The sequence below is a fragment of the Paenibacillus sp. FSL K6-2393 genome (genome assembly GCF_038002545.1).
GTDB lineage: Bacteria > Bacillota > Bacilli > Paenibacillales > Paenibacillaceae > Paenibacillus.
Genome location: NZ_JBBOCU010000001.1, coordinates 2,398,743 through 2,414,945, shown reverse-complemented (window position 1 = coordinate 2,414,945; position 16,203 = coordinate 2,398,743). Strand labels below are relative to the sequence as shown.

Annotated in this window: 17 protein-coding genes; 6 read left to right on the top strand and 11 right to left on the bottom strand. The window is 45.7% G+C overall.

Going from position 1 to position 16,203, the window contains the following annotated elements:
- Positions 1–31 precede the first annotated feature (31 nt).
- The 5 genes from MHI14_RS10625 to MHI14_RS10605 all read right to left on the bottom strand — a co-directional run bounded on the left by MHI14_RS10625 (position 32) and on the right by MHI14_RS10605 (position 4,618).
- Positions 32–763, bottom strand: coding sequence for a hypothetical protein (locus MHI14_RS10625; protein ID WP_091028765.1), 732 nt, complete (start codon positions 761–763; stop codon positions 32–34).
- Positions 764–954: 191 nt separating this feature from the next.
- Complete coding sequence (locus MHI14_RS10620) at positions 955–1,251, bottom strand: winged helix-turn-helix transcriptional regulator (protein WP_076333333.1); 297 nt, start codon at positions 1,249–1,251, stop codon at positions 955–957.
- A gap of 331 nt (positions 1,252–1,582) precedes the next feature.
- Positions 1,583–2,311: a ThuA domain-containing protein gene (locus MHI14_RS10615; RefSeq protein ID WP_017687549.1), complete on the bottom strand. Its 729-nt coding sequence runs from the start codon at positions 2,309–2,311 to the stop codon at positions 1,583–1,585.
- A gap of 24 nt (positions 2,312–2,335) precedes the next feature.
- Positions 2,336–3,304 carry a sugar phosphate isomerase/epimerase family protein gene (locus MHI14_RS10610; protein WP_091028762.1) on the bottom strand — a complete coding sequence of 323 codons (969 nt, stop codon included), beginning with the start codon at positions 3,302–3,304 and terminating at the stop codon, positions 2,336–2,338.
- A 201-nt stretch (positions 3,305–3,505) separates the two neighbouring features.
- The gene (locus MHI14_RS10605) at positions 3,506–4,618 is read right to left on the bottom strand and encodes a Gfo/Idh/MocA family protein (RefSeq protein ID WP_091028759.1); all 1,113 of its coding nucleotides are present in this window, start codon (positions 4,616–4,618) and stop codon (positions 3,506–3,508) included.
- A gap of 190 nt (positions 4,619–4,808) precedes the next feature.
- Between MHI14_RS10605 and MHI14_RS10600 the strand changes: the two genes are divergently transcribed.
- Positions 4,809–5,627, top strand: coding sequence for an AraC family transcriptional regulator (locus MHI14_RS10600; RefSeq protein ID WP_133385436.1), 819 nt, complete (start codon positions 4,809–4,811; stop codon positions 5,625–5,627).
- Positions 5,628–5,652: 25 nt separating this feature from the next.
- On the opposite strand, the gene MHI14_RS10595 is transcribed toward MHI14_RS10600, so the two are convergent.
- The gene (locus tag MHI14_RS10595) at positions 5,653–5,967 is read right to left on the bottom strand and encodes a hypothetical protein (protein WP_091028755.1); all 315 of its coding nucleotides are present in this window, start codon (positions 5,965–5,967) and stop codon (positions 5,653–5,655) included.
- 32 nt (positions 5,968–5,999) lie between these two features.
- Entirely contained in the window at positions 6,000–6,938 is a 939-nt protein-coding gene (locus MHI14_RS10590; protein ID WP_091028752.1) for a Gfo/Idh/MocA family protein, read from the bottom strand.
- A gap of 199 nt (positions 6,939–7,137) precedes the next feature.
- On the opposite strand from MHI14_RS10590, the gene MHI14_RS10585 reads away from it, so the two are divergent.
- On the top strand, positions 7,138–7,749 hold the full coding sequence (locus tag MHI14_RS10585) for a TVP38/TMEM64 family protein (RefSeq protein WP_074095721.1): 612 nt from the start codon (positions 7,138–7,140) through the stop codon (positions 7,747–7,749).
- A gap of 180 nt (positions 7,750–7,929) precedes the next feature.
- The gene (gene msrA / locus MHI14_RS10580) at positions 7,930–8,892 is read left to right on the top strand and encodes a peptide-methionine (S)-S-oxide reductase MsrA (RefSeq protein WP_091028748.1); all 963 of its coding nucleotides are present in this window, start codon (positions 7,930–7,932) and stop codon (positions 8,890–8,892) included.
- A gap of 105 nt (positions 8,893–8,997) precedes the next feature.
- Here msrA and MHI14_RS10575 read toward each other — a convergent pair whose 3' ends face one another.
- The 3 genes from MHI14_RS10575 to MHI14_RS10565 all read right to left on the bottom strand — a co-directional run bounded on the left by MHI14_RS10575 (position 8,998) and on the right by MHI14_RS10565 (position 11,862).
- Positions 8,998–10,233, bottom strand: a complete 1,236-nt coding sequence (locus tag MHI14_RS10575) for an MFS transporter (protein ID WP_249913449.1) — start codon at positions 10,231–10,233, stop codon at positions 8,998–9,000.
- A gap of 82 nt (positions 10,234–10,315) precedes the next feature.
- Positions 10,316–10,924, bottom strand: coding sequence for a TetR/AcrR family transcriptional regulator (locus tag MHI14_RS10570; protein ID WP_091028744.1), 609 nt, complete (start codon positions 10,922–10,924; stop codon positions 10,316–10,318).
- Between the two features lie 137 nt (positions 10,925–11,061).
- Positions 11,062–11,862, bottom strand: a complete 801-nt coding sequence (locus MHI14_RS10565; RefSeq protein ID WP_249913447.1) for a lipid II flippase Amj family protein — start codon at positions 11,860–11,862, stop codon at positions 11,062–11,064.
- 429 nt (positions 11,863–12,291) lie between these two features.
- On the opposite strand from MHI14_RS10565, the gene MHI14_RS10560 reads away from it, so the two are divergent.
- Positions 12,292–12,762, top strand: a complete 471-nt coding sequence (locus tag MHI14_RS10560) for a DUF2188 domain-containing protein (RefSeq protein ID WP_249913446.1) — start codon at positions 12,292–12,294, stop codon at positions 12,760–12,762.
- Between the two features lie 125 nt (positions 12,763–12,887).
- Here MHI14_RS10560 and MHI14_RS10555 read toward each other — a convergent pair whose 3' ends face one another.
- The gene (locus MHI14_RS10555) at positions 12,888–13,622 is read right to left on the bottom strand and encodes a YitT family protein (protein ID WP_036614465.1); all 735 of its coding nucleotides are present in this window, start codon (positions 13,620–13,622) and stop codon (positions 12,888–12,890) included.
- 949 nt (positions 13,623–14,571) lie between these two features.
- Here MHI14_RS10555 and MHI14_RS10550 point away from each other — a divergent pair.
- Positions 14,572–15,609 (top strand): nucleotide-binding protein, encoded by a 1,038-nt coding sequence (locus MHI14_RS10550; protein ID WP_051447360.1) that lies wholly within the window; start codon positions 14,572–14,574, stop codon positions 15,607–15,609.
- Positions 15,606–15,839 (top strand): hypothetical protein, encoded by a 234-nt coding sequence (locus tag MHI14_RS10545; protein ID WP_017687536.1) that lies wholly within the window; start codon positions 15,606–15,608, stop codon positions 15,837–15,839. The genes MHI14_RS10550 and MHI14_RS10545 overlap by 4 nt, the downstream gene beginning before the upstream one ends.
- Positions 15,840–16,203: the final 364 nt, after the last annotated feature.

Here is a 16,203-nt window from a genome sequence, read left to right as displayed (position 1 = left end):
ATTCATTTTTATGTTCGAATTGGTTACGTTATCACTGGACACTAGCCTGCATATATGTCCGTCCTCCATCGCCATCTTTCAGATATGGATTAAGCCCGAAGAACTGCTCCTCAGATACATATACACCTGTCAGCAATCGACCTTCAAGTAATCCACCATCCACCTGTACACAACATGAAGGTGCGTCTACATACTCCTGATATAGCGGAATCTGCCCATATTGTTGATGGACCTTGAATACCTTGCCTTGCTCGTGCAAAGGCCGTTCCGAGAAATAGGTAGGCACAATATAACGGGCAATGACATCCAGTTCCTGCACGCTATAAAAGGGTTCATCCCCAAGCCATGGTGCAAACATTCGAATCTTCTCATATTGAGACCAGACAACCGCCTGAATCAGCATTTCTGCCTGAACCAACCGACCTTCTCCCACATCCAGAACCAACCGCTCACCATGGATGGTATCTTCCATCTGAGAAGTCTTTGAATCAGGTTGTCCCAGCTCACATCCGATACACTTCCAGCCCCTGGACGTTTGAATCCATTTTTGCAGCACCGCCGGAGCTAATCTCGGACCATCGCTGTTCACAGAATGCGTATTCACTTCGGCAAGATCATCCATAACCGAACGGGAATATGCTGTGCGCTTAAACAACTCCGCAGCTTTTTTGTAAATCAGATGTACCTGAATGGATGCGCTCTCAAGTTCTGCAATATCTTTTTTGCCGTAGCGTACTTCACGGGATAAGCTTTCTTCTCTCATGACAAGTGGGCCTCCTTCGCTCCGGCCGTCTGTGGCCATTTTCTATAGATTATACTACAACTCATGACAACATGTGCATAGCCCAAGAGAAAAACGCCGATCCACGTTATACTTAAGACAAAAACCCCTGATTTCCACAGAAATCAGGAGTCTATGTCATTCATGCAACGAAAGTGGGTGATGCTTATACGTTAGTCAACCCACTTCTCAGCCCAGTCTTGAATTTGATTCATGACAGGCTGGAGCGCTCTACCTTTATCCGTCAGTTCATATTCAATACGAACCGGCGTCTCGGGATAGACGTGACGAACCAGAATACCTTCACTCTCCAGATCTTTCATCCGTTCGGATAACATCTTATCACTCATGGATGGGATCAGATTGGAGATATCCTTGAATCGCTTCGAACCACTCATCAATGTTTGAATAATTAAACCATTCCAGCGCTTGCCCAAAAAAGAAAACGCCGTTTCAAAACGCGGACACATCCGCAAGTCTTGACCTTCCACATTAATCACCTCTTTAGAGATCACTCAAATCAACTTACATTTTGTTAGTATATTTCATAATAACATATTTAAGCTTCAAAGAAAACGCCTGCAACTAAAAAGTTTAAATTTTAGAAGCATAACATCCAAAATGGATCATACATCCCAGTATACATTACACGCTGCGTCGTAACCATGGGAAATATCGTATAACTTCCCCATAGTACTATCTTACCCAAAAAGAACCCAACTGCCACAGTCATCATTGACTCGGAGAAGGGTTCTTTTTGAATAAAACCTATAATTTCCATTTCACGATTGAGTTAGTGAATTAAACCAGCACGCCACCAAATGGTCTTACAGGTTCACTCTTGCCAAATTCCGGCTTAAAGCTGCGGGCAGGATATGCCCATTTCACAGCGTTGCTGATCACTCTTAATATTTCCGGCTTGTAATAGGTCGGATACGTCTCATGACCTGGTCGGAAATAAAAGATTTTACCTTCACCACGCCGGAACGTGCATCCACTCCGGAATACTTCTCCACCCTGGAAGTTGCTTACAAACACCAGTTCATCCGGTACTGGAATATCGAAGAATTCACCGTACATCTCTTCTTTTTCCAATACAATCTTGCCTTCTATGCCATCCGCAATCGGATGAGATGGGTTAACACACCATACAATTTCCTGCTCGTCAGCTACACGCCATTTCAGATCGCAGCTTGTTCCCATCAGCGCTTTGAATGGTTTGGAGAAATGACCTGAATGGAGCACAATCATTCCCATCCCGTTCAGCACTCGCTGCGCAACCTTCTGTGAGATCTCATCGCTTACGCGATCATGTGCCATATGTCCCCACCATATGAGCACATCTGTGGAATTCAGCACTTCATCACTTAATCCGTGTTCAGGCTGATCCAGTGTAGCTGTACGAATAGCAAAGCCTTCGCCGCCAAGTCCGTCAGCCAGTGCTCGATGCAGACCATCCGGGTAGACTTCCCTTACTTCATCGTGAATTTTCTCATGGACAAATTCATTCCAAATGGTGACGTTGATCATATTCAATTTCCCCCTAGTGTAGCTCTAAACCCACCACATATCGCCCAGCGGTTCTTCAATCAATACTTGCTGGAGATTTTGCACGGCTTTAGAGAATCCTTCTTCAACCGACATCAGACCGTCTTCGTGCTCAATACTTACTACATAATCATATCCGACCAGACGCAAGGCACTTATAATATCTGCCCAAGTCTTGTTATCATGTCCATAACCAACCGAGCGGAACTGCCAAGCCCGATCCAGCATATTGGTATAGTCCTGCATATCCGTTACACCGTGTTTGTTCACGTTTACCGGATCAATCGTTGTATCTTTTGCATGGAAGTGATGGATGGCTCCTTCACGTCCCAAGATGTGAATTGCCTGAACCGGATCAATACCTTGCCACCACATGTGACTTGGGTCCAGATTGGCTCCAATCACTTCACCTGCTGCTTCACGCAGTCTCAGCAACGTTGCTGGAGTATGAACGGAGAATCCACCGTGCAGCTCCAATCCAACTTTTACGTTACGATCTGCTGCAAATTTACCCCACTCTGTCCAGTAAGGGATAACTTTGTTCTCCCACTGCCACTTCAGGATTTCTTGGAAGTCATTTGGCCATGGTGCAACAGGCCAGTTCGGATATTTGGCATCCTCATGATCTCCCGGACAACCGGAGAATGTATTCACTACAGGTACTTCCAGCTTCTCAGCCAGTTCTACCGTTTTAACAAAATCATCGTGGAATCCTTTGGCAATATCCTTTTGCGGATGTAGCGGGTTACCGTGACAGCTGAGTGCGCTGATCGTCAAACCACGTGATTCCACTGCATTTTTGAAGTTTTTCAATGCTGTAGGATTGCTTAACAACTCATCTGGCTTACAATGTGCATTGCCTGGATGTCCGCCTGTTCCGATCTCTACTGCTTTTAATCCCTTGGATGCTACATAATCAAGAGCATCCTCCAATTTACGTCCTCCGAATAGTACCAAAAATACGCCGAGTTTCAAGTGCGATTCCTCCCTGGATTAGATATCGTATGATTGCTGAATTCATGAATATTGAACTGTATACAATTACCGTTCAGATCACATGCCTGTTTGATTAGTGTGGAAAATCGAGAGTGTTTCTATCCTGAAATTGAACGTAAGAATACTGGTTATTCTGCTTCACTCGCAAGAGCATCAAGCTTCGAACACTTTTTACTCAGACTAGTGGGATTCCACGGTTTCAATCTCAGTTTGAACTGTACGAGTTACTGCAAAAGAATCATAGCTGCTCTCCAGATGTACGTGCTTGCCTTCAAGTGAAGAACGCTGGAATGAATGCATGGCTTCCAGTACGTGATAAGCAAGCTTGCCACTGGCCTTGTGTTCCCGTCCGGCACGAATGGATTCAACCATTTCCGTTACGCCGATGCCTCGTTCGTTTTGTCCACTTTCGAAGACTGGTTTGACCGTCTCCCAAGTGTCTTGACCGTATCTGCGCACCTTCACTTCCCCATTAAAATAATTGGGGTCCGGTACACTAAGCGTACCTTCTGTACCATAGATTTCAATACGTGGCAGATCCGAAGCTCCCCGAATATCGAAACTGGTAATCATGGTTGCAATGGCACCTTCTGCGAAATCAATCGTTCCTGCCAAGTGGGTAGGCGTCTCTACTTGAAGCGCTGTACCTTCCTTCGGTCCGGAGCCAATCTTGCGATCTGCAATCTGTATGCCTGCCGAGGCGCTGATTCTGCGTATCGGTCCAAGCAACGTAATCAGAGCGGTCAGATAGTAAGGTCCCATATCAAACATCGGTCCGCCACCTGCAACATAAAAGAACTCCGGATTAGGATGCCAAGCTTCTGGTCCTCCACCCATGAAAAATGAAGTCGCTGCAACCGGCTTGCCAATCAGCCCATCTTCAATGGCCTTACGAGCTGTCTGTATGCCTGAACCAAGGAAGGTGTCCGGTGCAGAACCAACATACAATCCCTTTTCCTCAGCCAGCTCAACAACCTTGCGACCATCCTCAAGAGAAATTGCCAGCGGCTTCTCGGCATACACATGTTTGCCTGCTTCGAGTGCAGCCAGATCGGTCATGGCGTGACTTCCAGGAACCGTAAGGTTCAACACAAGTTCAATTTCGTTATTTTGCAGCAACTCATCTACATTGTAAACGTTTGCGATATTAAATTCATCTGCCCGTTCCTGAGCGCGTTCACGAATCAAATCCGCAACAGCCACGACTTCAATAACCGGGTTGTTTTTGAGATTTTCCAAGTAGATGGCGCTGATGTTACCACACCCGATGATGCCTGCTTTCATTTTCTCCACTGTGACGTTCATCTCCTTACGCATGGTGAAAATCTGCGTTTGAATGGTTGAGATACATATGTTTTGTTGGATGTTTCCTGTTCCTTAAATCTAATACTATGGTATTCCGTTTCAGCTTGAATTAAAATGAATAATATGATTGAAACATGAACTATCTGGTCATAATTTTCAAATTGCAAGGAGTATGCCCATGCCGACAGATTCTTCCTGCCAAGTTCTTACAGCAGGCTTTTCATTTCATCGTAAACCCTACGCTATGGTGCAGCCTGAAGGGGTGAAGAACTACCTGTTAAGACTGCAAACAGACGGACGTTGCCGCGCACGCATAGACGGAGACATGTCCCTGGTGGATGCGGGCGATCTGCTTCTTTTTGATCCTGACGAGCCTTATGAGCTGAGAATAGACAATGAAACCAATCCGATGGGAGAACGACTGGTGGAGAGTGGCGACTATCACATCTTCTTCAATGGTTCCTGGGTGGATGAGTGGTGGAAACGTCACAAACGGCCGACCCGAATTAAAGTCGAACTGACGGAAAGCCTCTTGGTCCTGTTTCGACAGCTCGTACTGGAGCAGCGCCGCATCTCCAATCCTTATCCGGAAATTTCAAGTTATTATATGCGAATTTTATGTCTCGAAGTGGATCGTCTGCTCGCGGAGCATCCAACGATAACCAATACCAATTACGTGGCTTATGAGATCAAGAATTATATTGAAGAAAACGCTTCCTCTTTATTCAAGCTCGATGATGTGGCAACACATATTGGTATCAGTGTCTCACGGGGTGTTCATCTCTTCAAAGAAGCGTTTGGCAAAAGCATCATGCAATACACGCTTGACGTAAGGCTGAACATGGCGAGGGAACGGATTATTTTCAGTCCAATGACTCTGGAGCAAGTGTCTGAGTCTTCCGGCTTTAACAACTATACCTATTTCCATCGGGTATTCCGTTCCCGGTTCGGCATGTCCCCGAAGGAATTCCGCGTCATTCACCGGGAACAGATGTAATCATACCAGTATACGTAAGTTGAACTTATTTGCGCGCGGCTATGGCCTCGGATACAACCATCGCCAGATCTTCATTGCCAAACATGGACAACACGCCAAGTACCGTATCATCCGGGATCTCACCGGCTTCCTCCTTGGATACAATCAGCTTCTGCACCTGCTGCAAACGCTCGTTGCTCTGCTGATTCGGGTAGGCTTGCCGGTACATCTCTTCCGGGTCCAAACCATTATTGACACACCACTGGGCAAATACGAGGATCATCATCTCTTCTTCCTGTTTATAAGTTTCAATAACGGCTTCCTCGATCTGTTTATTACGTTCCTTTTCATATTCATCCATGACTTGTATTCCTCCGTATGTGTATTCTGCAATTATTTGCGAATCAATTGTTCAGCCAGTTCATGACTGTCCATGACGTGACTTGCACTGATCAGGCAATCATCAGGTGAGTCCAGACAAGCCAGGAAATTGTCAACTGCTCCGCTAAAACCTCTGCGTGCTAACACGGTGTCCCAGCTCCCGAACGTTTCTTTGGTTTCCAGACTCCCCTGTTCCATGCAGCTGATCGTGTCCATGTTCACCACTTCAACAGATCGTCCACCACCATGCAATTCGATCTTCTCCAGATCTGCCCCAGCTTCACGCACCATATCGAATCGACCGTAGGCTGTTCTGCCCAGCTTGGCCGTTCCGGTTGCATGCAGCAGTCTGTCCAGATCATTCTTCCGAATCCATTGATGAAGCAACTCCACATTATGATCCGAGTACCACAACATCAGATCCAGCATATGGATGAGATCATCATAGATGGTTTCTGCCGCAGGGCGATCCTGAATGCCTGTACGATGTTTGGTCACTGTCAGGGACTCGAAGCCTTCTCCACCCTGCATCCATTCTTTCGCTTTTTGGTACATCGGTGCGAATCTGCGGTTGAAGCCCACTGCCAGTAGCAGCCCTTGTGCCTCGGCAAAAGCAGTCATCTCTTCCGACTCGCGAATCGTATAGGATAACGGCTTGTCTACGTACACGGCTAATCCCTGTTCCAGACATTGCATGACAATGTCAAAGTGTGCTTCCGTTGCTGTATGTACAAACACGGCATCCAGATCCCAGGACAACAGTTCTTTCAGATCCGTTGTTCCCCGTTCTAATCGATACGCCTCCTGAACGGCTTTGACCGGCTCCGGAGATCGGTTCATAATGCCTACAATCTCCACGTTCGGATGAGCTGTTAACAGCGGCAAATATACTTTACGTGCAATATCGCCCAGGCCGATAATTGCAACTCGTTTACGTTGGGTTGTTTCCATGATGATCATTCCACCTTCAGTTCGGTTCTATATTTCCACGTCCTATAGTGTAACCCTTCGGACAGCAACTTGCCAGTGATTGCAGCAGACTTCGCTCGAATTGTTCAGACAATGGGCGAACGTGGTAAACTTAGGAGGAACAGCAGTACAGATCGGGATACGACTAGACCTGCCTGATCTGAAAGGAGCGTTTGGGATTTTGCGAAAATGGTTATGGCTTCTGTTATATGTTTTACTTGCAGGAGTCACGTTTATTTACAGATATGAACTGCTGGCCTGGACCGATCTTCATCAGTCCATCCCGCTGTTACTCGCCATGGCAACATTGTTTGCTCTTGTGCCAGTGATTCCTTATAAGTTTGTTATTATCGCCTTTGGTTACAGTTACGGTACTACCACGGCAGCCTGGATATGCTGGCTTGGCACCACACTTGCAGCCATGCTCGTTTATGGCGGAGCAAGAACCATTTTCAGACATCAGGCGAGATCGTACCTCGAACGCATTCGGGGTCTGAACCGTTTTACCACATGGATGGAAGCACATCCGTTCATGGGCGTCATGTCGATGCGACTGTTACCGATCGTGCCTCAGATGGCCGTTAATATCTACGCAGGTATAACGTACACGCCATTCTGGGTCTTCATGGTTGCCACGGCCATTGGGAAAATGCCAGCGATTTTTGTATTTGCCTATGCAGGTGCACAAGCTGAAACCTCAATCTGGCTGAGCCTGGCGATCCTTGCCGGATATCTGGTGTTCATGGCCATTGTATTGCTCTTATTTCGCTTTCGGTCACGCAACAAAGCCTGAATTCAGAATTCGCAAACCGTTCAGATTCAGCTTGTTTTCATTCCGGCTTGGTTGGCTTGCCAATTCAGGATATAATAGAAGAGCAAGCCTAATGCTTGTGTAACAAGTTTAATAAAACGGTAGATTGCTGGAGCTCGAACACGAGCGCTAAATCTTCATCAGAAATGGAGTGACTATAGCATGGAACAACATTCAAGTGAGTTAGCAACTTTTGCAGGCGGATGCTTCTGGTGTATGGTATCCCCCTTTGAAGAACTGCCCGGTATTCATAAGATCGTATCGGGTTATACAGGAGGACATACCGAGAATCCAACATATGAAGAGGTCTGCTCGGAGACAACAGGACATGTAGAGGCTGTACAAATTACGTTCGACCCTGCCATCTTCCCTTATAAGAAACTGGTTGAACTGTTCTGGCAGCAGATTGATCCTACGGATACAGGCGGACAATTCCATGACCGTGGATCTTCCTATCAGACGGCCATCTTCTATCACAGCGAAGAACAGCGCCAGATTGCGGAAGCTTCCAAAGCGGAGCTGGGACAAAGTGGACGTTTTGACAAACCAATCTTCACTCCGATCTTGCCAGCGAAACCGTTCTATGAAGCGGAAGAACATCACCAAAATTATCACCGGAAGAACCCTGCGCACTATAAACGCTACAGCAAAGGTTCTGGACGCGTAGACTTTATCGAACGCAACTGGTCCGGTAACGTGGATAAAGACGGGCTAAAAGAGCGTTTGACGCCGCTTCAATATGAAGTTACGCAGAACAGCGCGACCGAGCCTGCATTCCATAACGAATTCTGGGATCACCACGGTGATGGTATCTATGTGGACATCGTATCTGGCGAGCCATTGTTCAGTTCTACCGACAAATACGATTCCGGCTGCGGCTGGCCGAGCTTCACACGTCCATTACGTGACCACAACGTGAAGGAAAAAACCGATCTCAGCCATTTCATGATTCGTACCGAAGTGAGAAGTCGTGAGGGTGATTCCCATCTGGGTCACCTCTTCAACGATGGTCCTGCCGAAGCAGGTGGAATGCGTTATTGCATCAACTCTGCGGCACTTCGTTTTGTACCCAAAGAAGACTTGCAAAAAGAAGGATACGGTGAGTACGCCGTCCTTTTTCAATAAGTTATAATACAGATACAAAAAGAGCAGTGGGATGATCCCGCTGCTTTTTTTGTTGTACATTTTTGTTTTTAATAGACGAACTATTGTTACACGAGAATGCATGGATTAGGTTTGGCTCGAAGAGATTTCCGAATTCAATTGGCTGGCAGAAGCCGTCTGATGATTGTGAAATTGAATTCGCATCGCTGGAACAATACCCAGCATCATCACGGTAACCGAAATTGCGTAGACGATATAAATGGATGTGCTGTTCATCAGTACACCTGCCATGGAAGATCCAAGAAGCATGCTTCCTATGAATAGAGGTGTGATGGTGCCATTCACCCTCCCGATCAAGTGCTCATCTATCCGGGTGACCAAATACGTAGAGATGATAACGTTGATAAATGCCAAACTGATTGAACTCAAAAAGCTGATGACAAGAGTCAGCCAGAACCAACTGGATAACACTTCCCCCATCGTGGCTACAGCCAGACACAGCACACCTACGATTAGAGTTAAAGTCTGATTCAACTTGCCACTTACAGCAGCCGCAATACCTCCTCCAATCAATAAACCTATTCCAGATGCACCTGACAAAAACTGTAACGACGTTGCTTCAAGTCCCAGACGTTCGGTGATCAGAAATATTCCAAGTGGGCTGATCAGACCTGCAGAAAGCCCTATACAGATGAATACCAGACTAAGCATTTTCAACGAGCGAGATCGAGCAACATATTGCCAGCCCTCTTTGATATCCGCTAGTAATGAGGTATTTGTTTCCCGCTGAGTGGCGTCTTTAGGCAGAAATGTGAGTAGAAGCGCAGAGATGAGGAATAGAATGAGTAATGCGTACATGGATGCCTGAATTCCCATTGCAGTGTAGATAAAGGTTCCGACGATTGGTCCGAGAATTAAAAACAACGATTGACCACTCTGTGTAATAGCAATTGCAGACTGCAAATGTTCTCCCTTTACATTTCGCCTCACAATCTTTAGAGAAGATGGTTGAGAAAACTGGCTAACGATAGACGATACAAACGTGGCTACGTATAGAATCTGCCAATACCCGGAAGATAAAACGCCAATAATCATGACAATAGACAACGCACTCAGAATATCCCCCAGTATCATCGTACGTTTGGGATTCCAGCGATCAGCAAGTGCACCGCCTATAATGGAGAAAACAAAAATCGGGGCATATTCAAGTACGGTAATCAGCGAGACGGCTATTGGACTTCCCTGAGTTCGATCCATCACATAATAGAGGATCGCCATATTTCGGATCCATATCGCCAGATTTTGCAGCAGATCAGACCCTGTCACGATTAAAAAAGCTTTATTCCTGAACAATGTGTTCATTCTCCATCTCCTCTTTTAAACCGACTGTCCGGTTTATTAATATTTAAAAAGAAAAACTGACTGTTACATCAGCTTTTCATGGTTAACGTTGTTGAATGCCTGCCAGCAGACCGGCCATGCCTTTGTGGTAAATACGACGAATATCCGTCAGGTCCTTCTCGTAATAGAGTGTGGTCAATCCGCTAAACAGACCGTAGATAATATGCATTACATCCTGTGGGTCATCCTGTTTTAATTCCCCATCCTCCATGCCTTTAGTAATAATGGACTCATATGTCGCATACGGAATACGGATCAGGGAAAGCATCTCATCAAGCATCTCCTGGCTGACGACCTGACCCGAGACAAACTCGTTAATGGCATGATTCAGCGGGTTAGCCAAATCATCCACGTAATGGTCAGCAAGTCCGTACAGTTTGTCTATGGCAGTCTTATACCCGGATTCTTTGTCCAGCCAAGCATCCATCCAATCTTCATTGTTAAGCTTGATCAGATACATGAATAACTCTTCTTTGCTTTTGAAATGATAATAGATGCTGCCTTTACTCCGATTGTTAATCGTACATATGTCTTCCATGGAAGTTGCACTATATCCCTTTTGGGCAAACAGTTCCTTGGTATTACGTGCAATGTCTTTCTTTATCTGGGTAACATCTTTTCTTCGTTTGACTTCGATTGGAAAAACCTCCATAAATTAAACCGACTATTCGGTCTAATAGTATCACAGCTAAAATCCCCCCGTCAATTCAAAGTGCACAGGCACCCTCTCATTTGCTACTTCAGAAGATGTACAAGAGAGTGCCTGGCTACAATTCAGGAAAGAAGTCGTCACATCATACTTACAATCCAACCAATCCAATACGCAAATGGAATCAATAACAACTGTGCCAACAGTGTACCGAATAGACGGGACACGAGCATGCAGCCATAAATCTGATTCATGCGATCCAAACGGATCTCACCACGTAATGATTTGTCACTGAGCAGGGAAATCCGCGGATCAATCAGGATGGTTAGCAAAATAGTCGCTATTCCGTTAATTAGCCCGGTTGATTGGGATGCAGCTACAGCCTGCCCTGGGTAAAGATACGCTGCGTACAAGCTGGACAGGACACCTGTGGTATAGATTGCGGTTACCGCTACATTCAGCAGCATTAACCTTCTTGGCATCCCATGTTGTACCAATCGTTTGGCCATCTTCCAGGATGGCGGGGTGATGTAATACGTTGCATTTCTAATCTTGCTTCGCTTCAGCATACCGCGAACCATCGCAGGGATGGAACCGGCTGCTTCAAAATGCACAACCATTCTCGATGAGAGCTTCACCATGGTTGGGAAACACAATATGGCTAATGCTGTTCCTATCGTCGCCGCACCCATTAACCAGTGCAGCTGCGCCGCAAAGTGTGGATTGGCTCCACGTGTTGCAGTATCCACTAGATTACCTACCATTGGACCCTGGGCCATATTCGAGGTTCGAGAAACCAACAGCAAGATACCTGCCAAAGAAATGGCTAGCGCGATTCTGCGAGTGCGTAAACCACCAAGGCGGAGCGCGTATGACAAGCTGTCTGCGGCATGAATCAGCATGGTGAACAGCATAGGGATTGCCAGGCTAAGACTAAACATATGTGTATGTACTCCTTTATCTTCCTTTTGTTGAACTTATTTCTTACATGGACAGCATTATACTCCTCTGGCTTGCAAAAGTATAGGAACGAGGTCCTTTTATATAAGTTGAAATAAAGAATGTTTACACTGGACACTCCGATGACAGAACAACCTTCCGATCGCTGTTATCCCCAGATTTTCTGATTTCTTTTAGAAAGGGGTAAATCAGGGGATAAAAGCGAGTTTATGCTTACGAAGTAGCTTTCCACAGAAATCTCTTAGCTCCTCTTCTTCAGGTTCTTTCTGTCCTCTCCGTTTTGTGTAAATGTTTATTTCAATTTATATAGATCATCGGTAAATGCACTTACGACCTCGGCTGTTTATCGTTTATCCCTCCCCTCACAGGGTAATATACAACTAATCCATCATTGTACAGGAGGGGTTCATATGCCTTGGAACAAACAGGATTATCCGGTATCCATGAAGAACCTGGAACCACGTGTCAGACACAAAGCAATTGAGATTGCCAATGCTCTGCTCGATGACGGGTATGAGGAAGGGCGTTCGATTGCAATAGCGACAGCGAAGGCGGAAGAATGGGATGAAAATCATCCCGTGCCGAAAGGTTCGAGATCGGACTCCACATCTTCTTCCGATAATTCGGACCACAAAAAGTCACATTCCACGGATCGTCGTCATTCGGAGCCCGTTTCTTCGTCCAAAAGTCATGATAACATCCATGTAGTACCTACCGACTCCGGTTGGGCGATCAAGGAAGAAGGAAAGTCTACCTATCTGTCCACATTTGATACTAAGGCAGAAGCTGTAGATAAGGCCAAAGAACTGAGTAGCAAACAAAATATTCGAGCGATTATCCATAATCAGGATGGTCAGATCGCCTCATCGATCAAGCCCTGAATGAATCGGAAAACAATAAAATCCCTTTTGCTGCTGAAGAGCAGCCAAAAGGGATTTTATATGAACGTTAACTATCAAGACCTGAATATGATGCATACAGGTTATGGTTGTTCTGAAACGTATGGTTAATTGGATACCCCTCTAGCCACCGTAGTCCGTTGTGAAATAGCAGCAGCGTTAACTGCCTTGGCTGCAGCCGATGGCATCGGCAATTTCACAGCCGAAGTTGTAACCACGGTTCCGCGAGCCGGAACACTAACGACGTACGTGATGACTTTACTGGCAATCCATACGGCCAGAATCGTATATAAAGTTTCTTTTACCGGAAGAAAGAAAAGCGACAATCCCAATACAAAAGCATCGCTGACAAAGAAAACTGTTCCCAGCTTCCATCCCTTCCAGCGGCTAACCAGTACGGCAAGAATATCGTCTCCGCCTGTCGCTCCACCGAATCGAAGCACGATCCCAGCGCCTACCCCTGTCAATATACCGGATAGAACTGCCGGAATCCACAGATTTCCGTTAAACGACAATACCAGTGTGGAGTATCGTTCAAAGCCGTCATAGAATAGGGAAAATGCACCGACGCCAAGCAATGCCTGAATCATGAATTTCCAGCCTTTGAGGAACCAAGCCAGGATCATGACCGGAATGTCCAGTAACAACATACCGATAGCAGGTGATAAGCCTGTTGCGTATTTTCCGAGCAGGGCCAGACCAACAAATCCGCCCTCCGATAAATGATTCTGAAAGTTAATGTGATAATAGGCAAAAGCTAAAATAAATGTACCGAGCAGCATAATGGCGAATTTGATCGCCTCTGTTTTAACGTGTTGTAAGGTTAACGATGTTCTCTTCATTCAGGTTCCCTCGCAGTTTGTAGGTTGGTTTTTTAGACCGACCGTACCCTGCAAAAGGTAAGCCTGGAAGAAATCATCGTGTACGTCCTTCGAATATTCATTCCAATCCCCTCTTTCGCAGAGTCAGCCGTTTTTTTGAACCGGTTGGTGTACTCTACAAGGGGCGCTATGTGTATGAGAGATCGTAACGTTTCCAGATCGTCCTTGGGGAGATTGTCCTTCGGGAACTCATGGTATCCTGATCCTTTCTGTTCTGTTGTGGTTAGCTGTGCTCAGTTAAACTGAAAAATAACTACAATGCATAAGCTTGAACATTTAATTGTACACTTACACTTGGATTACAGTACCCTCTTTCGATCGCTGTTATCCCCGGATTTTTGGAATTCCATTTTCCCTCTGGGGAAAATCCGGTGATAGCCTATGCTTCCGAAGCTGCTTTCTTTCAAAAAGCTTTCAGGCGAACGCTTCGCTTCTACAGATGGGCTCTGCACTCTTCGTTCCTGTGTAAATTGTAAGCCCAACTTACAGCAGTTGCAAGTTCATTCAGTTTAAACACCAAAGCTAACTTGCTTGTTCTTCTATTATATAACACCAACTTGACCGGGTCTAAACAGCGGACCCCTCAAAAACAGGCATAAAGCAGCCTTTGGACTGCTCCAGCAGTCATACGGCAACACCAGGATAAGCAATGCTTGCTAATGGTGCAACCTGCTCCTTTATTCTATGACCAAAGCTTCCAAAAATAACTGTCGGTCACCCAACTGTGACAAATTGGGGCCTTTTTTTATTTTCTTGCGCTTTTTAAAGGAATCATTTTCCTTTCATACATACACTATAGCAAACGTAATCGGCTTATTCTTTGTCCAGTTCAGACGTTTCCAGACTTACTCTGCTGTTTATGGTATAATATAACAATTGAATCCCACTACCGTTTAAGCGAGGCGGATTGATGAAAACGTTAAAGCCAAGAGTCTTTATTGGCTGCTCGCTGGAAGCGAAGCCGATTGCAGCCGCAGTACACGAAAACTTACGTTTTTCAGCCGAAGTTACCCCTTGGTATTCCGGGGTTTTTAATCCAAGCAGCTATACCATGGACGATCTGGAAGTAGAGGTCCGTACGACTGACTTTGCCATTTTTATTTTTCATCCGGATGATATATCCAAAATTCGCGGGAAGTACTACGCGTCGGTCCGGGATAATACAATGCTGGAAATGGGTCTGTTTATGGGTCGTCTGGGACGAAAACGTATTTTTTTCATTCTTCCTGAGGATATTACAGACATCAAGGACACAACCAAGGTCGAAGGATTGCGTATGCCCACAGATCTTCTGGGATTAAATCCACTCGTATATGAAATCCGTTCTGATGGAAAGTGGGCACCAGCCGTGTCCGTGGCATGTTCCAAAATCGCAGACAGTATTGAGGAACAAGGACGCTGGAGTGATCCAGAATTGGAGAACATCATTGAGAAGCATAAACGCACTGAGGGAGAAGCAAGGTTACAACTGCTTAAGTTGCTGCGGTTCTTTAGGGAATTGCTGCGTACCCGCAAAGCAGATGCCAAGATGCTGGAACGAATGAGCGATGCCCTGCGTACTGCCTTTGTCTCTCATCCTCCATTCGCTGTACGTGGCACAGCCATATACCGTACAGATGACAGTGGTTATATTGAGCAATTATGTGGTAATGTTGGAGAACCGGGGAGAAAGTATGACTTGTCCGCTAATGACGACAAACAACCGGATGATCCCAAGCGCATCCTGGTTATTGATTCTTACCGGGAGAATAAAATCAAGATTAACCTGTATGATGATTACCTTGAGAAAGAGTATCTGCTATGCTATCCTGTAGCCAAGAGGTATGTAATCACCGTTCACATTATTGGACATATTGAAGCGGATGAGGCGGTATTTCAGCAGATTGACCTACAGAATCGTCAACTGTTCAACGCCATCAACGATTTGTTAGGAGGCGAACCGGAATGAAACCGGAAACGAAAAAAATAAGCAAGCGCTGGGGCAGCGAAAAAAAGGTACGCCTCAGTTCTGCGCCCGAATCATCACGACCGGTTCCGGAACCCAAGGAAGAAGATCGTTTCCACAAGCCGGCCGTACCGCTAACTACCATTGGGCCCTCCCTGAAGGGCAAGGAAAGACCTTATAAGGTCATCCTTGAAAAAGAGGCGTTCTACGAAAAGCCTCAATATCTTGCTTAATTCCTGAACACATCATCAAACCTGCCGCTGAATCGGCAGTATTCCATAGGCCCCGCCGCCCAAGGCAGGGGCTTTTTTGTTGCTCATTTTCGCTAAAATAAAACTGCTTCTACTCGTTGACCCGGTGCCATCGTGTTAAGGTAAGGCATCCTTGAATCATGATTGCAATTCATTGCAGTAATTCATTGCTTGTAATCACTTCTGTAGCAGACTGCATTGCTTTTTGGTTTATGGCCTTAGGTTTCCTGCAAAACCCATAAATTATACCTTATTTTGGAGCAGGCTTGTCCCTAAATCCCTAGCTTCATTCATTATCTGTACCTTTAGGAAAATGCGGTAATGTGTGCTTCCAATATTTCTCGGT

Excerpts from the sequence above, each read along its gene's own strand:
- msrA (WP_091028748.1), top strand. The coding sequence starts at position 7,930 with ATGGAACAACATTCAAGTGAGTTAGCAACTTTTGCAGGCGGATGCTTC.
- MHI14_RS10550 (WP_051447360.1), top strand. The coding sequence starts at position 14,572 with ATGAAAACGTTAAAGCCAAGAGTCTTTATTGGCTGCTCGCTGGAAGCG.
- MHI14_RS10575 (WP_249913449.1), bottom strand. The coding sequence starts at position 10,233 with ATGAACACATTGTTCAGGAATAAAGCTTTTTTAATCGTGACAGGGTCT.
- MHI14_RS10570 (WP_091028744.1), bottom strand. The coding sequence starts at position 10,924 with ATGGAGGTTTTTCCAATCGAAGTCAAACGAAGAAAAGATGTTACCCAG.
- MHI14_RS10565 (WP_249913447.1), bottom strand. The coding sequence starts at position 11,862 with ATGTTTAGTCTTAGCCTGGCAATCCCTATGCTGTTCACCATGCTGATT.
- MHI14_RS10595 (WP_091028755.1), bottom strand. The coding sequence starts at position 5,967 with ATGGATGAATATGAAAAGGAACGTAATAAACAGATCGAGGAAGCCGTT.
- MHI14_RS10620 (WP_076333333.1), bottom strand. The coding sequence starts at position 1,251 with ATGTGTCCGCGTTTTGAAACGGCGTTTTCTTTTTTGGGCAAGCGCTGG.
- MHI14_RS10545 (WP_017687536.1), top strand. The coding sequence starts at position 15,606 with ATGAAACCGGAAACGAAAAAAATAAGCAAGCGCTGGGGCAGCGAAAAA.
- MHI14_RS10600 (WP_133385436.1), top strand. The coding sequence starts at position 4,809 with ATGCCGACAGATTCTTCCTGCCAAGTTCTTACAGCAGGCTTTTCATTT.
- MHI14_RS10590 (WP_091028752.1), bottom strand. The coding sequence starts at position 6,938 with ATGGAAACAACCCAACGTAAACGAGTTGCAATTATCGGCCTGGGCGAT.
- MHI14_RS10615 (WP_017687549.1), bottom strand. The coding sequence starts at position 2,311 with ATGATCAACGTCACCATTTGGAATGAATTTGTCCATGAGAAAATTCAC.
- MHI14_RS10560 (WP_249913446.1), top strand. The coding sequence starts at position 12,292 with ATGCCTTGGAACAAACAGGATTATCCGGTATCCATGAAGAACCTGGAA.
- MHI14_RS10555 (WP_036614465.1), bottom strand. The coding sequence starts at position 13,622 with ATGAAGAGAACATCGTTAACCTTACAACACGTTAAAACAGAGGCGATC.
- MHI14_RS10625 (WP_091028765.1), bottom strand. The coding sequence starts at position 763 with ATGAGAGAAGAAAGCTTATCCCGTGAAGTACGCTACGGCAAAAAAGAT.